Origin of the sequence: Hyphococcus lacteus (assembly GCF_041058985.1) — a bacterium.
GTDB lineage: Bacteria > Pseudomonadota > Alphaproteobacteria > Caulobacterales > Parvularculaceae > Hyphococcus > Hyphococcus lacteus.
Genome location: NZ_JBEHZE010000001.1, coordinates 141234 through 159655, shown reverse-complemented (window position 1 = coordinate 159655; position 18422 = coordinate 141234). Strand labels below are relative to the sequence as shown.

At 51.7% G+C, this 18422-nt stretch carries 16 protein-coding genes; 12 read left to right on the top strand and 4 right to left on the bottom strand.

The features are described 5' to 3' along the window. Positions 1 to 34: 34 nt before the first annotated feature. On the top strand, positions 35 to 1423 hold the full coding sequence (locus ABFZ84_RS00755) for a Do family serine endopeptidase (RefSeq protein WP_369311777.1): 1389 nt from the start codon (positions 35 to 37) through the stop codon (positions 1421 to 1423). Here ABFZ84_RS00755 and serB read toward each other — a convergent pair. Continuing rightward, positions 1420 to 2304 carry a phosphoserine phosphatase SerB gene (serB, locus tag ABFZ84_RS00750; RefSeq protein ID WP_369311775.1) on the bottom strand — a complete coding sequence of 295 codons (885 nt, stop codon included), beginning with the start codon at positions 2302 to 2304 and terminating at the stop codon, positions 1420 to 1422. The two genes, ABFZ84_RS00755 and serB, sit on opposite strands and share 4 nt — an antisense overlap. 18 nt (positions 2305 to 2322) lie before the next feature. On the opposite strand from serB, the gene miaA reads away from it, so the two are divergent. Next, positions 2323 to 3222: a tRNA (adenosine(37)-N6)-dimethylallyltransferase MiaA gene (miaA, locus tag ABFZ84_RS00745; protein WP_369311773.1), complete on the top strand. Its 900-nt coding sequence runs from the start codon at positions 2323 to 2325 to the stop codon at positions 3220 to 3222. Between the two features lie 2 nt (positions 3223 to 3224). On the opposite strand, the gene ABFZ84_RS00740 is transcribed toward miaA, so the two are convergent. Beyond that, on the bottom strand, positions 3225 to 3914 hold the full coding sequence (locus tag ABFZ84_RS00740; RefSeq protein WP_369311771.1) for a lysozyme: 690 nt from the start codon (positions 3912 to 3914) through the stop codon (positions 3225 to 3227). A 246-nt stretch (positions 3915 to 4160) separates the two neighbouring features. Between ABFZ84_RS00740 and ABFZ84_RS00735 the strand changes: the two genes are divergently transcribed. The 6 genes from ABFZ84_RS00735 (at position 4161) to rodA (ending at position 10664) form a co-directional block, all read left to right on the top strand. Continuing rightward, entirely contained in the window at positions 4161 to 4928 is a 768-nt protein-coding gene (locus ABFZ84_RS00735) for a TVP38/TMEM64 family protein (protein ID WP_369311769.1), read from the top strand. Positions 4929 to 5088: 160 nt separating this feature from the next. Next, positions 5089 to 6129 (top strand): rod shape-determining protein, encoded by a 1041-nt coding sequence (locus ABFZ84_RS00730; RefSeq protein ID WP_369311767.1) that lies wholly within the window; start codon positions 5089 to 5091, stop codon positions 6127 to 6129. A gap of 49 nt (positions 6130 to 6178) precedes the next feature. Then, positions 6179 to 7081: a rod shape-determining protein MreC gene (gene mreC / locus ABFZ84_RS00725; RefSeq protein ID WP_369311765.1), complete on the top strand. Its 903-nt coding sequence runs from the start codon at positions 6179 to 6181 to the stop codon at positions 7079 to 7081. Positions 7082 to 7084: 3 nt separating this feature from the next. Next, positions 7085 to 7597, top strand: a complete 513-nt coding sequence (gene mreD / locus ABFZ84_RS00720) for a rod shape-determining protein MreD (RefSeq protein ID WP_369311763.1) — start codon at positions 7085 to 7087, stop codon at positions 7595 to 7597. A gap of 2 nt (positions 7598 to 7599) precedes the next feature. Continuing rightward, positions 7600 to 9516 (top strand): penicillin-binding protein 2, encoded by a 1917-nt coding sequence (gene mrdA, locus ABFZ84_RS00715; RefSeq protein ID WP_369311761.1) that lies wholly within the window; start codon positions 7600 to 7602, stop codon positions 9514 to 9516. A gap of 2 nt (positions 9517 to 9518) precedes the next feature. Beyond that, the gene (gene rodA, locus ABFZ84_RS00710; RefSeq protein ID WP_369311759.1) at positions 9519 to 10664 is read left to right on the top strand and encodes a rod shape-determining protein RodA; all 1146 of its coding nucleotides are present in this window, start codon (positions 9519 to 9521) and stop codon (positions 10662 to 10664) included. 41 nt (positions 10665 to 10705) lie between these two features. Here rodA and ABFZ84_RS00705 read toward each other — a convergent pair whose 3' ends face one another. After that, positions 10706 to 11074, bottom strand: coding sequence for an Hpt domain-containing protein (locus ABFZ84_RS00705; protein ID WP_369311757.1), 369 nt, complete (start codon positions 11072 to 11074; stop codon positions 10706 to 10708). Between the two features lie 158 nt (positions 11075 to 11232). On the opposite strand from ABFZ84_RS00705, the gene ABFZ84_RS00700 reads away from it, so the two are divergent. Then, positions 11233 to 12726, top strand: coding sequence for a sodium-dependent transporter (locus ABFZ84_RS00700; protein WP_369311755.1), 1494 nt, complete (start codon positions 11233 to 11235; stop codon positions 12724 to 12726). Positions 12727 to 13128: 402 nt separating this feature from the next. On the opposite strand, the gene ABFZ84_RS00695 is transcribed toward ABFZ84_RS00700, so the two are convergent. Then, the gene (locus tag ABFZ84_RS00695; RefSeq protein ID WP_369311753.1) at positions 13129 to 15357 is read right to left on the bottom strand and encodes a TonB-dependent receptor family protein; all 2229 of its coding nucleotides are present in this window, start codon (positions 15355 to 15357) and stop codon (positions 13129 to 13131) included. A gap of 156 nt (positions 15358 to 15513) precedes the next feature. Between ABFZ84_RS00695 and ABFZ84_RS00690 the strand changes: the two genes are divergently transcribed. The 3 genes from ABFZ84_RS00690 to ABFZ84_RS00680 all read left to right on the top strand — a co-directional run bounded on the left by ABFZ84_RS00690 (position 15514) and on the right by ABFZ84_RS00680 (position 18416). Then, positions 15514 to 15879, top strand: a complete 366-nt coding sequence (locus ABFZ84_RS00690) for a 4a-hydroxytetrahydrobiopterin dehydratase (protein ID WP_369314526.1) — start codon at positions 15514 to 15516, stop codon at positions 15877 to 15879. 110 nt (positions 15880 to 15989) lie between these two features. Next, the gene (locus tag ABFZ84_RS00685) at positions 15990 to 16685 is read left to right on the top strand and encodes a response regulator transcription factor (protein WP_369311751.1); all 696 of its coding nucleotides are present in this window, start codon (positions 15990 to 15992) and stop codon (positions 16683 to 16685) included. A 6-nt stretch (positions 16686 to 16691) separates the two neighbouring features. Beyond that, a complete protein-coding gene (locus tag ABFZ84_RS00680) occupies positions 16692 to 18416 on the top strand; it encodes an ATP-binding protein (protein ID WP_369311749.1) in 1725 nt (574 codons plus the stop codon). The last annotated feature ends 6 nt before the right edge of the window (positions 18417 to 18422 follow it).

The window sequence follows — 18422 nt, the reverse complement described above, 5'->3', positions numbered from 1 at the left end:
GGGTGTTTTTCTCGGGGAAAGAGTAGAGGCGATTATGGCTCGATTGGGGATTGTGCGGGGTTTTTTAGCCTGCTTTGTAGCGTCAGGTAGTTTGCTTGTAGCAGATATGGGTGCGGTCGCAGCGGGCCGCGGGGCGCCAGATAGCTTTGCCGATCTCGCCGAAAAATTGACGCCTGCGGTGGTCAATATTTCTTCTGCCCAACGTAGCGCGGGTGGCAAGGCGAGTGGTGAACTTGCGCCGCTTCAGCGTAAATTTAATCAGCCGGCGGTGTCGCTTGGTTCTGGTTTTATAGTTGATGCGGCTGGTCTTGTGGTCACCAACAACCACGTCATCGACAACGCCGACGATATTACGGTCACGTTACATGATGGGCGCGAATTCGCCGCGACCGTTCGTGGCCGCGATCGCGAAACCGACCTTGCGGTGCTTCAGCTCGACGGCGGTTCGACGAAATTTCCGTTCGTAAGTTTTGGTGACTCAGATGCGGCTCGGGTCGGGGACTGGGTGATTGCAATCGGCAACCCATTCGGTCTCGGTGGTACGGTGACAGTGGGTATCGTGTCTGCGCGTAACCGCGACATTAATTCAGGTCAGTATGATGACTTTATCCAGACCGATGCGGCGATCAACCGAGGTAATTCCGGCGGCCCTCTATTCGACATGAGCGGCAAAGTTGTTGGCGTGAACACGGCAATTTATTCACAGACTGGCGGCTCAGTTGGTGTTGGTTTTGCGGTTCCCGCGGATCTCGCTGATACGGTTATTTCGCAGTTGCTTGAACATGGTGAAACACGTCGTGGTTGGCTTGGGGTGTCGATTGATGATGTCTCTGCCGAACTTGCGGCAACGCTTGGTCTGCGCTCGCCCAAAGGTGCTTTAGTCACGGTCGTCCGCCCGAATAGCCCGGCGTCCGATGCTGGTCTTGAACCTAATGATGTGATCTTGCTGTTTAACCGCCGCGATATCGGCAGTGTCCGAGATCTAACGCGCGCCGTGGCGGATACACAAATAGGGACAACAGTTCCCGTTGAAGTGTTGCGTGATGGCCGCCGCATCAAAGTGTCGGTTCGTGTTGATCGCCGTGAAACGCGGATGTTGGCGTCGAATTCAACGGGCGTTTTGCCGGCCAGCGCGGCCAAAGGTTCCGGCCTCACATTGCAAGAGGCGACGGATGACATTCGTCAGGCATTCGGCCTTCCGGCCACAGTGCAGGGCGTGGTTGTAACCGCAGTTGACCCAGATAGCGCAGCAGCGATCGTACTCCAGCCCGGTGACATCATTCTTGAAATCGGTTGGGAGCGTGTGACGCGGCCTTCGTCTGCGGTCGATAAGCTTGGCAAGTTGCGGAACCTCAATAGCGGACCGGTTCAGATTTATGTCCAACGCGGCGATCTTTTGTTCTACGAATCGCTTCGCCCTTAAGTACGAAATTCCGTTTGCGGAATACCTTGAAGATATAGCAGCGCGGTGAGATCTGCGAAGTCGATCCTTGCATGGGCGGCCGCGGCGACTGTCGGCTTTGCGCGAAACGCAACACCGATGCCTGCTGCGCCCAGCATCGATAAATCATTTGCCCCATCGCCAACGGCTATCGAATCTCTAAGTGTGATGTCGGCTTCGCTAACCAGGCGCTTAAGGGCGCTTTCTTTCGCCGCGCGGCCCAATATTGGCATGCCGACATCGCCGGTAAGCGCGCCGTCATCGAGCAATAACTCATTTGCTTGATTGTATTGAAAGCCCGTTTCCTTGGCGACCCGGCTGGTGAAAAAGGTGAACCCACCAGAAACCAATGCGGTCATTGCGCCAAGCGTATTCATTGTCTGGACAAGGGTCTTTGCACCCGGCGTGAGTGAAATACGGTTTGTGAAAGCCTCGTTCAGGACGTCTTCGGATAGGCCTTTGAGCATCGCAACGCGTTCCTTCAACGCCGCGTCAAAATCAAGCTCTCCACGCATGGCACGTTCGGTTATGTCTGATATTTCATCGCGCTTACCCGCATATTCGGCGATTTCATCAATGCATTCTTGCTGGATAATTGTTGAGTCCATGTCGGCAATCAGCAGCTTTTTTCGGCGATTTTCGGCGGAAATCAAGTTTATGTCTACGCGTGCTTCGCGCGCAATCATGGCCGCTTCGGTCAGGGCTTCTGACGATGGCGGGTGGGATAGTCCTATGTCATAGGCGATATTATGAGCCAAAATACGGGGCGGGGTTCCCTTGACCGCGTCGCCTATGCGGTCGAGAAGTTCGTTATCAATGGCCGGATTTTCGGGATTGGCAATGACCGAGAGAATATAAGTCATACGGGTACGGACGACTCCATGAGCGCTGCAAATTTAATCTTTATCGCAGGGCCCACCGCCGGCGGCAAGTCAGCGGCTGCATTATCTATTGCCCAAAAGTTAGATGGCGAGATTGTTAATGCTGATGCAATGCAAGTTTATGAGGATTTGCGGATTTTGACGGCGCGGCCTTCGGTGGCTGACGAAGCCGTTGTTCCGCACCATCTCTATGGGCATCTTGACGGTGACACCCGTTGTTCGGCGGGAATGTGGGCGGAAAGTGCTGCAAAGGTTATTAAGAAAATCGCGGCTCGCGGAAAACTTCCGGTGATCGTTGGGGGTACGGGGCTTTATTTCCGCGCCCTAACGGAAGGGCTGTCGCCCATACCGGATGTTCCCGCGTCGATGCGCGAAGAGGCCATATCCCGGCGCGAAACCTTGGGCGCAGAGGCATTCCGTGCTGAAGTGGTCGCGATTGACCCGCCCATGGCGCGACTCCCCCAAGGGGATAGTCAGCGTTTGCTGCGTGCGTGGGAAGTGCACCGGGCGACAGGAAAGCCGCTTTCGTTTTTTCAGGCAATGCCGCGAAAGCCGATGATTGATGGTGTCGCCAAGCGGGTTGTTATCGCCCCCGAACGCGAACGGCTCTATGCGTCTTGTGATAGACGGGCCGAGGCAATGTTAGAGCAGGGGGCGATTGACGAAATTCGGGCATTGCTCGATCGGCAGCTCGATCCAAGTTTGCCGTTGATGAAAGCGCTAGGCGTCGCTGAATTAACGGCATTTATCCAAGATGAATGGGACCGCGAAATGACGCTCAGTCAATTACAACAAAACACACGGCGGTTTGCTAAACGCCAATTAACTTGGTTCAGAAACCAAACGCGCGACTGGCCGCAAGTGAAAGACAGTGCCGCAGCAATTGATTTGATTCTCTAAATTTAGACTGGTTGCAAAAACAAATCATGTTCCTTTTGGCGACGCTCCGTCAAATGGGGGATGGATTGTAGTTCGCCGTCAATGCGGGCACGGTCATGACTTAAAAACGCTTCGGCTGCGTTTTGGTATTCGCCTTTGTTTAGTTTTTCCAAGACTGATGTTTTGGAAAAACCACCTGCACCAAGATTATAAGCCAGTGAAACTAACGCCGAGAATTGGTTTGCATTAACCGGCACTTCGACCATCCAGCGAACTGCACCTTCGGTGCTCGCTATGTCTTCACGTAACAATTTTTCGGCCTGGGCTTCGGTGATTGTCATGCCTGCTTGCGCTGTGCGTGCATGGCCATATCCGATCAACCACTGGCCGTTCAGATTATAGGCATCAAGCCGCAAGCCTTCGCTTTCCTTGATGATTTGAAGGCCCGCGGCATTAATGCGGAGTTTTTGGTCGTCAGCGTCATTTGTGGGCGCGGGGTCGCTTTCGGCAGGTGGTTCGGCGATGTCATCATCTTCGTCCGCTTTATCTTCATTTGCGGCAGGTATTGGCTCATCTAGTTTTCCGAACCAACTTTCAACGGCGACAAAGCCACGATCAGCGACGTTACTAGCCCAATTTGGGGTTCCGTATCGGTCCCCAATGAGTGCGCCAATGATAAAAATAATGACCCATGCGAATATCGAAATACGCATATTTACTCTCCCCGCAGCGCATCAAATCGGTCCTGCGCTGGCTACAAAAACCCACGTGTATGTTGAACCCTCTAGGCTATTTCTGCAACGTTAACCGTAAATATGCCCGGATAGATTGCATTGTTAAGGGGCGAGCGTTATTAAATAACGTAAGGGAAAAGACTGCTTGGGGATAGTTAAGCAGTCAAATTTGGGGTCAATTCGGCTAGCGCCTACGAGGGCGCTGCGCTAGGTGGAACCGCTTTTATGATTGAGTTTCTGCGCCTTCTGGGGCGCTTGCTCACGTCGATGGATGCCAAGGCATTTACGTCTTTGGCTGTTTCTTTGATATTGCTCGTCTTTGTCGTGCTAATGCTCGCATTCGGCCAGCAATGGCTCAATATTGATCAAGAAGACAGCTTAACCCAACTCCTGATGACCGCAGCGGAATCCCCGTGGGCTGTGATTGGTGTCGTCTCAATTTTCGTATTTTTGGCGTTAACCGGCTTCCCGCAGATTTTCTTGATTACGGCAACAGTGATTGTTTTTGGCCCCCAGAATGGTGCGATTTATTCTTGGATCGCCACAATGACGAGCGCCACGCTTACTTTTGGGCTAGGACATTTCCTTGGGGGGCGTTGGGTGCGCCGTAAGGGCGGTGAACGTGTGCAGCGCACCATAGATTTCATCGGTCGCCACGGCGTTTTGGCAAGCGGGCTGGTTCGGGTGGTGCCGTCGGCACCGTTCATTGTTGTAAACGCGGCGGCTGGTGCGGCCCATATTCCATTGTGGAAATTCTGGGTGGGGACCGGCATTGGCATAATACCGAAGATTCTCGTTGTCGCAGGGCTGGCCGCTTTCACGCCGGATACTGATGCGCTGCGCGAGGGAATTTCAGGCGTGTTTGATTTCTTTACTAGCCGCAATCCCAAGGACTTATCGATCGTTGCTTTGATTATCGTCGTGTGGTTGAGCTTCTTGCTTTTGGTGCGCTGGATTTATCGACGTTTGCGGAAAAGCGATAATGTTCACTGAAGAAAGGCGTATGTTGATCGAGAATCTTGTTAATGCGTAAATATTCAGCGTTGATCTTTTCTGAAAAAAGAATGGCGTTTGTTTCTTTGTTGACGATTTAGGAACCCATTAAGGATAAGAACGTCCGTGATTTTTAGTATCCACGAATAGGACAAGCCCAATGTTCTCTACACTGTTAGGCATGCTTTCTGCGGACATGGCGATCGATCTCGGTACCGCCAATACGCTGGTATATGTCAAAGGTCGCGGTATCGTGCTGAACGAGCCGTCAGTTGTTGCAATTGAAACCCGTGGCGGGCGCAAGATGGTGCGTGCTGTTGGAAACGAAGCAAAAGAAATGCTTGGGCGTACGCCGGGCGAGATCGAAGCAATCCGTCCGATGCGCGATGGTGTGATTGCCGATTTTGAAGTCGCTGAAGCGATGATCAAGCACTTTATCCGTAAGGTGCATAATCGTCGTTCATTCGCGTCGCCACGTATCGTTGTCTGCGTGCCTTCGGGTGCAACTGCTGTTGAGCGCAGGGCGATTCAGGAATCGGCTTTGTCAGCTGGCGCGCGTAAGGTTGAATTGATCGAAGAGCCAATGGCGGCCGCAATCGGCGCCGGGCTTCCTGTGACAGAGCCAACCGGTTCCATGGTTGTGGATATTGGCGGCGGTACAACAGAGGTTGCAGTCCTTTCGCTTGGCGGCATTGTTTACTCGCGTTCTGTGCGCGTTGGCGGCGACAAGATGGATGACGCCATTGTCGCTTATATTCGCCGCATGTATAATTTGCTGATTGGTGAGGCTTCTGCTGAACGGATCAAAAAAGAAGTCGGCTCTGCGATGATCCCGACCGAAGGATCAGGTACGACTATCCAAATCAAGGGACGCGATTTGATGCACGGCGTTCCGAAAGAAGTCCGAATCGGTGAGGCGCAAGTCGCCGAAGCGCTCGCAGAACCAGTGAGCCAAATCATTGAAGCGGTCAAAGTTGCTCTTGAGGCGACACCACCGGAACTCGCGGCTGATATCGTCGACACCGGAATTATGTTGACGGGCGGCGGGGCTCTCCTCAAGAATCTCGATCAGGTGCTACGCGATGAAACAGGCTTGCCGGTTTCTGTCGCCGACGACCCACTATCTTGTGTTGCGTTAGGCACCGGCGCAGCATTAGAAAACACGAAAGCAATGCGCGGCGTTCTGTCTTCGGCCATCTAGGGCGACACAGTTTTTAACGGCGCGGCAAAATGGATCTTGTTCGCGAGGCATGGAATTTCTAGGGCAGGACAAACGCGAGGGATTGGGACGTAAAGCGCACTCACGCTTTGTGCTCGTCTTGTTGATGCTCGTCTCCATTTTGTTGCTGTTGTCGAGTTTGTATTCGGCGCAGGCATCAGTTTTCAAAAAGGCGCGCGAAGGGGTGATGGACGCAGCATCACCCATTTTGTCATTTTTCTCAGCACCAATTAATTATGTTCATGATGTTGCCGGATCTGTCGGCGATTATTTTAATGTCATGGAACAGAACGAGGCGTTGCGTGCAGAAAACGCAGAGCTTCGCCAGTGGATGGTAGAGGCGCTTGAGCTTCGTGAGACTGTTGCCACCTACAATGCCCTGCAGGGATACCAAGCACCACCAAGTGCCCAACCGGTCACAGCCTTTGTAATCGGCGAGTCAAATGACGCATTCGCACGTTCGATGATCGTCAATGCAGGCCGGGCTCGAAATGTCGAAGTTGGTCAAGCCGTCGTCGATGATCATGGATTAATCGGCCGGATCGTTGAGGCAGGAGGGGCGGCGTCGCGGGTTCTGTTGCTGACTGACATCCAAAGTCGAATTCCAGTCTATGTAGAAGGTGCCGATATCGAAGGTATTCTTGTTGGCAATACGCGCGTAAATCCGGTCATCACTGTAACAGTCACGAGTGACGATGTTGAAATCGCACCTGGTCAAAGAGTGATGACGTCTGGCTCTGGTGGTGCGTTGCCGCGTGGCTTACCCGTTGGTGAAGTCAGTGGTGAACGTAATGGCGGCATCGTTGTTGATCTTTATACAAATTATGCGAGAACTCGTATGGTGCGTGTGATCAATTATGCATTTCCTACGGTTGACCCCGTTGAAGACGAAGCAACAGCCGCTGATAGCGACCAGCCGCCAGTCGAGGGGTAGGGCATGGGATACCGTGCAGAGAACCTCTTTCGGCTCCTCAAAGCAATTACCCCGACAATTCTGGGTCTTCTCGGCGTTATCATTCTGGCAGCGCCAATAAGACTGTTTGAAGGCTTTGCCCCGACACCCATCATTCCTTTGGTTGTGGTGTTTTTCTGGTCAATCTATGGCCCGGATTCACTACCGTCTGTCAGCGTATTTCTGATTGGCTTTGTTCAGGATTTGTTAACTGGCGGGCCGCTTGGCTTATGGGCGATGGTTTACCTTTTTACCCAGTTTATCGTCATGTCGCAGCGTTCTTATTTTTTAGGACGAGAACAAAAAGTGGTCTGGGTCGGTTTTGCCTTTGCAGCAGCGGGCGCAGGGATTATCCTGTGGCTTGTGATGAGTTTGATGTCAGGCGTTTTGCTGCCCGTCCGTTCGTTGGTGTTACAACTTGCGGCCACAATTTTGATTTACCCTCTGTTTGGCGCAGCCTTTAGCGAGCTGCATCGCCGCGTTTTGGTGGAGGCGTAATCATGGCTGGTGTAAACCCACATGACCCAGAACGACAGGAAACAGTAGGCCGCCGGACGGTTTTGTTTGGTGGCGGCGTTGGGCTTTTGTTTGCGGGCATTACCGGGCGGCTTTATCAGCTGCAAGTTACCGACCACCAGAAATATTTAGACCTTGCCCAACGCAACCAGTTTAACCGGCGTATTTTAACGCCGTTACGCGGAGAGATCATTGACCGCTTCGGTGCGCCGCTTGCCTCTAATCGGAAAAACTTTCGTATTCTGCTGATCCCTGAGCAAGCCCGGGACGTTGACGCTGCGCTTGATAAAATTGCTAGCATCACGCCGGTGAGCGAAGAACGCCGCGCGCGTATTTTGCGGGAAATTCGTCGTCGCGGATCCTTCACCCCGGTACAAATTGCTGACAATCTGAGTTGGCATGATTTCTCCAAGATCAATTTTGAACTGCCGCATTTAGCAGGTGTTTTGCCGGATGTCGGTGAGACACGTGACTATCCGGAAGGGGAGGCTTCTGCCTTCGTCATCGGATATGTCGGTGCGGTAACCGAGCGTGATCTCTCCTCTCAGGAAACTGACGAAGACCGTGTTTTGTTGCGGCAACCGGGGTTCAAGGTGGGCCGCGAAGGGCTAGAGCGAACCTACGAAAAAGAGCTTCGCGGGAGCGCTGGCGCGATCAACGTTAAAGTCAACGCGCATGGTCGCGTGATTGAGGAGATGGCGGATTCTGCTGTGCCCTCTGCGCAAGGTAAAACCTTGTCGTTGACGATCGATGCGGAACTGCAAGAAGCCGCGATGAAAGAGCTTGCGGGCGAAAGCGCTGCCGCCGTGGTGATGGATGTCGTAACTGGCGACATTCTCGTCATGGCCTCAACACCTGCGTTTAATCCGAATGATTTTAACGTCGGAATCAATCCTGATTTATGGCGCGACTTAAATTCCAGTCCATATAAACCGCTCCTCAATAAACCGCTTTCTGGTGTTTATCCGCCGGGATCAACGTTTAAGATCGTGAGTGCAATTGCGGCTCAACGCGCCGGCGTGAAGGCAAACCACACCGCATTTTGTAATGGGCGCATCTGGTACGGAAACCGCTATTTTCATTGCTGGAAGCGCGGTGGTCACGGCACCGTTGATATGAAAGGCTCACTCAAACATTCTTGTGATATCTTTTATTATGATATCGCGAAAACGCTTGATGTTGATTTGCTTGCCGATACCGCTCGCAAATTTGGCCTTGGTCAGACCTATGAATTGGGTATTCCCGGACAACAAAAAGGGATCATTCCAGACCGCGATTGGAAACGTCAGTATTTTGCGGGCAATCCAGCGAACCAACCGTGGTTCCAGGGCGAAACCTTATCTGTCATCATCGGACAAGGCTACGTTACGTCAACACCTTTGCAGTTGGCGGTGATGTCCGCGCGCGTGGCTACGGGCCGGGCGGTAAGGCCACGTCTTGTTCGGGCTGTTGGTGATTTAATTCTGCCAGCGCCAGAAGCGCCATTGATCGACGTTGACCAAGATCACCTTTCTGTTGTCCGTGCAGGGATGAATGCGGTTACGAATGAATGGGGCACGGCCGCGCGTTCGCGTATCGACGATCCTGAATGGCAAATGGCGGGCAAGACAGGTACAAGCCAAGTTTACCAGATCACCGCTGAAGACCGGGCAAAGGGCCTTGCGAAGCCGCAGGACTTGCCGTGGGAACGACGAGACCACGCATTGTTCGTCAGCTATATGCCTTATGAAAACCCGCGCTATGCCTGTGCCGTGGTCGTGGAACACGGAATCGGCGGCGCATCCATGGCGGGGCCAAAGGCCCGTGAAATCATGAAAGCCGTTGCGGCTAAAGACCCGTCGTCTCGGTCTGCTATTGATCCGCGTACGTTGGCTCGTGCGCCTGCACCACGGCGGGGATAGCGATGTCATCCATCATCTTACCCGGTCGGCGGCGCGGTATTCGCGACAAGCTTTCTCGGTTGCATTGGCCGTTGGTCATCTTGCTTACGATGCTCGCTGGTGCGGGCGTGATCACGCTCTACTCAGTTGCCGAGGCTAGCTGGCAGCCATGGGCGCTGAAACATGGTCTGCGTTATGTCGCGGCGTTCACGATCATGGCTACTATTGCAATGGTGCCCATTCGATATTGGATGGCGCTTAGCTATCCGATTTATTTCGCCTCACTCGTTGCATTGCTGGCGGTGCCGTTTATTGGCGAAGTCAATATGGGTGCGCGCCGCTGGATTGAATTTGGGGGTATGCAGTTTCAACCATCAGAAGCGATGAAGATCGGTCTGGTTTTGGGGCTCGCGCGTTATTATCATAGCCTTCGCGCGGAACAGGTGTCCCATATCCTTTACCTAATTCCGCCGGCATTGATGATTGGCGTGCCAGTTGGCTTGATCTTTATCCAACCTGACCTTGGAACGGCGATACTGCTCGCTGCCACTGGCGCGATCATCATTTTTGTTGCGGGTTTGAGTTGGCGAATCGGATTTGCTGCAATTTTGGGCGGTATTGCTGCTGCATATGGTGCCTATAGGTTTGAGATTTTAAAAGAATACCAAATCAGCCGGATTTTGACTTTTCTAAACCCTGACCGCGATCCGTTAGGTGAGGGCTACCATCTGATGCAATCAAAAATTGCGCTTGGTTCGGGTGGCCTTGACGGCAAGGGGTATATGGAGGGAACGCAGAGCCAGCTCAAATTCCTTCCCGAAATGCAGACCGATTTCATCTTTACGATTTTTGGAGAAGAGTTTGGTTTCGTTGGTGCGGTTGGTTTGTTGCTGATTTATATGGCAGTCATCATCACAGGGCTTTCTGTGGCGATGAATACCAAATCACATTTTGCCAGATTGGCATCAACAGGCGTCGTCGCAACGTTCACGCTGTATGTGCTGATCAATACCGGCATGGTAATGGGACTTGCACCAGTCGTTGGTGTGCCATTACCGCTTGTCTCTTACGGCGGTACTGTGATGCTCACAATTATGGCCGGGTTTGGCATTGTGATGAGCGCCCATGTCCACCGAGATCAGGACATGTACCGGTCGAGCGAATTCTAATCGTCGCTTGGACCGGCGCTCAAGCGCAAAATTTATGAGATCTAATATCGCGCGAGATGAGCGTCGAAATGTACGCAGAATGTCTCGAATTTCGATTGAGCCTCGCTCAGAAACTGGAGTGCGGCCACCGCATTGCCGTCTTTACACGCGCCTTCGATTGAGCCTGCAGCCTCTGCCAGAAGCTGTGCGCCGACATTGGCTGCGGATCCTTTTACGGCGTGAGCGTTTTTATAGGCTTCGTTTAGCGAGCCATCTTTAAGCCCATGGTCGAGCAGAGCTAGCAATTCCAAGGTGGAGCGCTGAAATGCTTCGAGAATAGCGCGGGTGCCGTCCACGCCTGCGGCAGCAATAAGGCTTTCGACCTGTTCGGTCTGTAGGTGAGAAGGTTCGAAAAGCTGCGTTTCCGGCAAGGTTTTTCCCCAATTTATGTGCTTTAGACGATTATTCGCGTCTTCGGCCGTGTTTTTATGCTCTCTCCCTTGAGCAATATTTGCTAACAACAGTAAAAATTTGTCTAAAATCTATAAAGACACCATTCCGGTGGCTAAAAATATAAGGGGTTGCATTTATGCAAGGTACGGCTGGCGAGGGTAATCACTGGTCTTCTAGGGCGGCGTTCATCATGGCGGCGGTAGGTTCTGCCGTAGGATTAGGGAATCTCTGGCGATTTCCATATGTCGCGGGAGAGAATGGCGGCGGGGCTTTTGTCCTATTCTATATAATTTGCGTAGCCGTCATTGGCCTACCGATATTGGTCGCAGAGCTGTTCATTGGCCGTCGGGGCGGCATGTCAGCTGTCGGCAGTGTCGTAAAACTAGCGAAAGCTGAGGGGCGCTCGCCAATGTGGGCCGCACAATCATGGATCGGCATGATTGGCGCATTTATAATATTAACGTTCTATTCTGTGATTGCGGGCTGGGTATTGGCCTATGTCATCATGATTGGTGGCGATTTGATCGCTTCAATCGGTCGGAGCGGTATTGCCGGGCTTGGGGCCAGTGCTTTCGAGGGGCAATCAAGCGAACAAGTGGCGGCCAAGCTGGGTGAGCTTCTGAATGACCCGACGCGCATGATTGCGTTTCACGCGGTCTTCATGGTGTTGACGGTGGGTATCGTTATGCGCGGCGTCAAAGGCGGTATCGAAGCGGCTGTGATGTTTTTGATGCCTGCATTCTTTGTATTGCTGATTGTGCTGCTTGGTTTTGCGATGATCGAAGGCGATGCCCCCCAAGGTGTCGATTTTCTTTTGGGCGTACGCTTTGATGATCTTTGGGCTGGGGTTAAAAACGGCTCTGTCATTTCTGCGGCGCTTGGACAGGCCTTCTTTTCGATCGGCCTTGGTTCAGCATTAATGGCAACTTATGGCGCGTATATGCGTCAGGAACAGGACTTGCCGAAATCTGCCCGCCTGGTGGCGATTGCAGATACTGGTGTCGGTATTATCGCAGGCCTTGCAATTTTCCCAATCGTGTTTGCAATGGGATTGGATGCAGGCAGCGGACCAACTTTGATGTTCCAAACATTGCCGTTGGCTTTCCAAGGAATTCCGTTTGGCGGAATTTTTGGATTGATGTTCTTTGTTCTTGGTTTTTTTGCGGCCATTACATCGTCAATTGCATTGTTGGAAACGGCGACAAAGTGGGTTGATGAACAAACCAAGAGTGATCAACGTTTGTTCTCAGCTGGTGGTATCGGGTTAGTCGTATTTGTAATTGGTGTGTTGAATGCCCTTAGTCAGGTACCGACTGTCGGGCCAAATGGTGAAGATCAAACTAGCTTCTGGAATACGTGGCAGCCTTTGGGCGATACGACCTTGTTCAAGGGGATGGTACTTCTTGATTTCTTAAGCGCGACGACAGATCTGGTGCTGCCAATCGCAGGGTTTATCACTGCGGTGTTTGCTGGTTGGGTTGTATCGACGTCTACTGCGCGAGAGGCCATTGGATTTAAATCTGAAGCTTGGTTCCAACGCTGGCGCTTTCTTATTCGTTACGTTTGCCCGGCAAGTATTTTGTTGGTGATCGTCTATTCAACAATTTTGGCACCTATGCTCGCGTCATAGGGCTTGTGCTGAACAAAATGAAAGGGCCGGTCATCCATTTGATGACCGGCCCTTTTTTTCTGTGTACGCACTGGTTTTAAAATAGTATTTTTATACTGAATTGACTGCGCAGGGGCGTGACCGTCAACGAAAATAACCTCGGATATGTTAACTATTACCCCCTTGCCAAATGGGATAATGCACCCCAAACTACCCTTAGTTTCAATCAACGAGAGGAGGTGGTTCGATGTCGAGTGATTTCAGGAAGCCAAAGAGGTCTTTGTGGAAAAAGCGCGTTTCGGAGCAGCCTTCGACCGCCGTTTGACCACCAGATTTGAATAGATCTCGAGGCCATTTGGCTGAAGGAATCGCGATCCTTAAATGGATTGAGGGCCGCTCTTTTGAGCGGCCCTATTCTTTTTGTTAAAGCGAAAGATCTACGCCGATCCAGAATGTCCGGGGTAGGCCGGGGCGTAATCCCGCAGGTTGATGCGAGGCGATGTATTCCTCGTCAAAGATGTTCTCGACCTTACCGCGTATTTTCACATTCTCCATGACTTGAATATATGCGGAAACGTCAAACACGGTATGCGCATCAAGGCTATCCGCGAGTGCTATCGCTCCTTGACCCGCTGACGTGCGGCGTTCGGATTGATAGAACATCGCAACTTCACCACCCCAGCGGGTATCTTCGATGCCAGCGGTAAGCAAAAGTTGATGATCCGCTACGAATGGAAGCTCGTCACCAATATTTACATTACCCCATGGTCCGTAGCCAGATGAAAAGCTGGTTTTGAATTCAGACTGTGTGAGGGTGTATGTTGCTGAAAGCGGTAATGAGAAAGGCGTTTCAAGCCATTGTGCGGCATCAACAGCAGTCACTAGTTCGAGGCCGTATACATCGACCTCCCCACCACCAAACTGATCACCGATCACACACCCGCCGCCGGTGGAAGCCGTGCATGTGCCCAATAGGTTTTGGTAATCGTTGAAAAAGCCGATTGCTTCTATGCTTGCGGCGTTATTAGCCCAACGGAAACCGCCTTCCCAATTTGTCGATTCTTCTTCGCTGGAGTTTGAATTGCCAGGAGAGGGAGGAGCAAAGCCGCGATAGACGCCGCCTAACACTGAAAACTGATCCGTAACGTCATAGACGATCCCGAATGCAGGGGTTACGGCTGTCAAAGAATTCTCGCGCGTAGAAAGGCTAGCGCCAGTTCGGTTTGGGTCGGCCTTGCCGTAATCGAAGCGTTTTAGTTCAATGTCTTCGATCCGTACACCAAGGGTTGCATGGAGGCGCCCCCAATCAATGTTGTCCTGTACGAATATTGAAAGTGCTTCGCCGGTTTCGATGCGATTGGAATCTGTTCCGGGGGCACCCACGCTGGTGCGGAGTAGGTCTGAATCGTTCGCTTGAAAATATTCAAAATTCTGGAAACGATCGACTTCATCTTCGTGCCAACGCAAGCTTGCTTCGAGGTTATGAGCGATTGCACCGGTTCTTGTTTGATAACTTAGCGTTCCTTGAATTCCTTTGGCCACATATTCACGGGCATTATGTCGGATTTCCAAGGCATCGGCGGTGCCGACAAAACCGGGTTCCGCAACAAGGTTTGCAAATTCGGTTGAATAGGTGGTCGGATCATTGAGAACAGTTGAAAGGGACGTCCCCAATACTTTTTCAAGCTTAAACCAATCGCGCGCAAATTCAGTTCTATAGGCGTTTACATTAAAGTTTAGATCAGATGTGATTTCCGCGTTATAGGTGATCTGAAATGTTTCATGATCACTATTAAATTGATCTTCTTGCGACGCATTGTAACGTCGATCGGGTTGTTGCGAGAAGTCAGAACGGGTCAACCCAAGATATGTTTCGTCGGATGTTTCATCAGAACGCTGATATTTAAATTCAAGGCTTTGGGGAATCGCCGCGCCATCTTTTGTGTATAGCCCCGCCTTGATCACGTAATCTGAAACATCAAAGCCGGTATCCCCGCCAGCATCAATTTTCTTAAAACCATCTGTGGATTGCTGGAAGGTCTCAATCAAGATTCCGCCGTCCAGCGCGCCGAGATCACCCCGACCACCGGCATAGGCATGAAGGCGACGGCCATCATTTGAACCCAGTAAAAATTGCGCAGCTGCGGACCAATCTTCGGGAATTGGTGTCGAGAACAGGTTGATCGCGCCACCAGTTGTCCGTGGGCCATATTTTATTGCCCCGGTGCCTTTGGTGATCTCGACTGAGTTAATACGCCCTGCGTATGGGAAGTAATATGCTGCCGGTCCCGCATAGGGGGCCGGGGAGATCGGAACTCCGTCTTCCATAATTGTAATTCGTGCAGATCGATCCGAGCCGGAGCCGCGTAAGCCAATATTTGGCCGTAGGCCGTAGCCGTCTTCTTCTTGAATGTTGACCCCGGGTACGCGGCGTAAAGTGCGCAAAATGTCGGTGTAGGATTGCTTGGCAATGTCGTCAGCGTCGAGATAGGTGATTGCACCTGGGACTTCGCTTAACCCGCCAGCAGACCCGAAGACTGTGACCTGATCGACACTGTCCATTGCGGCAAGTTCAAGTGATTCTTCGTCGGCATGCGCATTGGCAGACAAAAGGGCGATAGGGGCTGTGAATAAAGCCAGTTTCCTCAACATTTTTTCGGGGTCTTTCGTATCGTTTTCGGAGGTTGTGATAATGATTATCAATTACGAGTTGGCTAGAAGAAATGATAATGATTGTCAATTACAATAGGGTGCTGGTATCGCTTTTCGCGTTACCTGTTGCTGCCCGGTCGCCTGCTGGTTTTGGCAATGGTCAATAAAGGTTGGGCATGGCTTGAAATTTGGCTATGCCGGAGCTCAAGGAAGAGGAGAAATCAAATGGTCCAAAAACTGTCCGCAGATGCTCGCGAAGCTTTCTTGGGTGAAAATCCGGGGTGGAAACCACAGGACGGTCGAGACGCTATTAAAAAGACCTTTGTTTTTGGCGATTTTAATGCCGCTTGGGGATTTATGAACCGTATCGCTTTGGCCGCAGAAAAGGCGGATCATCATCCGGAGTGGTTCAATGTTTATAATAAAGTAGAGATCACTTTGACGACTCATGACGCAGACGGGCTTTCGGAGCGCGACGTGTCGTTAGCGAAATTTATCGATTCTGCTGCTGGCGGTGTTTGAGGTAGATGTAAGGCAAAAGTGAGGTGGTCACAAAAACGCCTTGGCATCGCCTTCTATACGCCCGCGCCGGTACATAGTAAGAAACTGATATTACACGGGGATTAGAGACTATGGCGACAATCGCACTAGTAGATGACGACGAAAACATTTTGGCTTCAGTTTCTATTGCATTGGAATCTGAAGGACACACGGTAAAAACTTTCGAAGACGGTGCGAAAGCGCTCGAGTTTATCAATGCGACGCCACCCGATGTGGTGGTTTCGGACATTAAAATGCCAACCATGGACGGCATGGAGCTGCTTCGCCGTATTCGGCAATCCTCCAACTTACCGTTGATCTTTCTGACCTCTAAAGACGAGGAAATTGACGAAGTTCTTGGTCTTACGATGGGTGCGGATGATTATGTCAAGAAGCCATTCTCACAGCGGCTATTGCTTGAGCGGGTCAAGGCCGTTTTGCGGCGCGGTCAGGCGGGCGATACGCCAACTGAGGAAGAAGAGAAGAAAATTCTTCGCCGTGGGCCACTAACACTCGATCCGATGCGGCATGCATGTTTGTGGAAAGAACAGCAAGTTATTCTGACCGTTACTGAATTTCTTATCCTTGAAGCATTGGCGCAGCGCCCCGGTTTTGTGAAAAGTCGCGATCAGCTAATGGATGCGGCCTATGATGACCAAGTATATGTGGATGACCGCACAATCGATAGCCACATAAAGCGTGTGCGGAAGAAGTTCCGCGTTGTCGATAAGGAATTTGATTCTATCGAAACGCTATACGGCGTCGGCTATAAGTATAAGGATACTTAATCGCTGATGGAAAAGGAGGGCGGGATCGGGCGCAAGCGTCGCGCACCCATGGCGGTGTCGCGTCTGACGTTGACCATCGTTCTCGCCAATCTTATCGGTCTGGTTATTTTGTTGATGGGCACGTTTGCCCTGACGCAGTATCGCGATGGCCTCGTTCAAGCAAAACTCGAAGGCGTGCGTGCGCAAGCACAAATCATTGCCGATGTTTTGGCGCAGGTGGCAATAGACGAGAATACCTGTCAGCCGATCGAAGAAACTGACATTGCCTTACAGGATGAAACAGCTGTTTGTGCGCTTGCGCTAAGTCAGCGTGATGTGCGCGAGGTGTTCAATCGTGTTTGGGATAGCTTTGAAGGTCGGGTACGGATTTTCAATGCGCCGCAGACATTTGCAGATCCGCCCATTAGTGACGCGCGCAGCCTGCTCATCGAAGACGTTGTTTTGCGCGAGGATGAAATTGTTGCGCAAGAACTTCCGGCTATTGATGATGACCAGCCTAGTTTTTCAAGCTTCAGCGGAGACGATGTTTGGCGTCGTTTATCACGCTATTTTTCGCGTGCCTATCGAGCAGAAGCGGCCCGCCGATCAATTGAAGACGAGTTAAATGCTGCGCTTGAATCATCGCCATTCGCATTGGAACGCGGGGCAGCATCCGTCAGGATCAACGAAGAAGGTGAAATTGTTGCTTCGGTTTCTGTGCCTATTCGCCGGGTTCAAGCGATCTACGGTATAGTGACAGCCGAGAGTGGCGGGATTGATGCGCTGGTTGAGGATGCGCGACTTTCAATATTACCTTTTTTTGGTTGGGCGGTTGCGGCGGCGATTCTTTCTTCTTTGTTACTCACAACGATGATCGCGCAGCCAATCCGTCAGTTGGCGATTGCGTCTGACAAAGTGCGTGAAGGAATTGGTGCCGCGGGGCGTGCGCGCATTCCCGACTTTACCAACCGTAAAGATGAAATTGGCGAATTATCTGGTTCGCTGAAATCCATGACCCAGGCAATCTATGCGCGGATTGATGCGATTGAGAACTTTGCGGCAGATGTTTCCCACGAATTGAAAAATCCGTTGACCTCGATCCGGAGTGCTGCAGAGACTTTACAGCTAGCGAAGACGCCAGAACAGCAGGCAAAGCTCTTGGCCGTCGTGCAAAAAGATGTTGCGCGAATGGACAGGCTTATTACCGACATTTCCAATGCGTCGCGTCTTGATGCGGAACTCGCGCGCGAAAGTCGCGAAGCAATTGATCTCGGAAAGCTGATCAAAGATATCGTTTCCGTTTATGCGGATACGGCAAAAGATGGCGACGTGTCTGTCGCTTTTAATGAACCGCTTCAGGCGGCTTACATATTGGGTAGCCCCGCCGCACTGGGCCAAGTCATACGCAATCTAATTGATAATGCGCGCTCGTTCAGTCCCGCTGGCGGCGAGGTAAGGGTAACGCTTGAGCCGAGTTCTATCCGATTGCCATTCGCGCGGATTAATGTCGTGGATAATGGGCCCGGTATCCCGCCGGATAATCTAGAATCCGTTTTCAAGCGTTTTTATACCAAACGGCCTGCGGGTGCGTCATTTGGTAATAATTCCGGACTAGGTCTGGCAATCTCGCGTCAGATCGTTAATTCGCACGGCGGCAGAATATATGCCGAAAACCGCCTATCAGAGCCGGAAAATCCGGAAAGTGAGCGGCTCGGCGCGCGTTTTGTGGTTGAGTTACCGGGGCAGCAATAACCATTT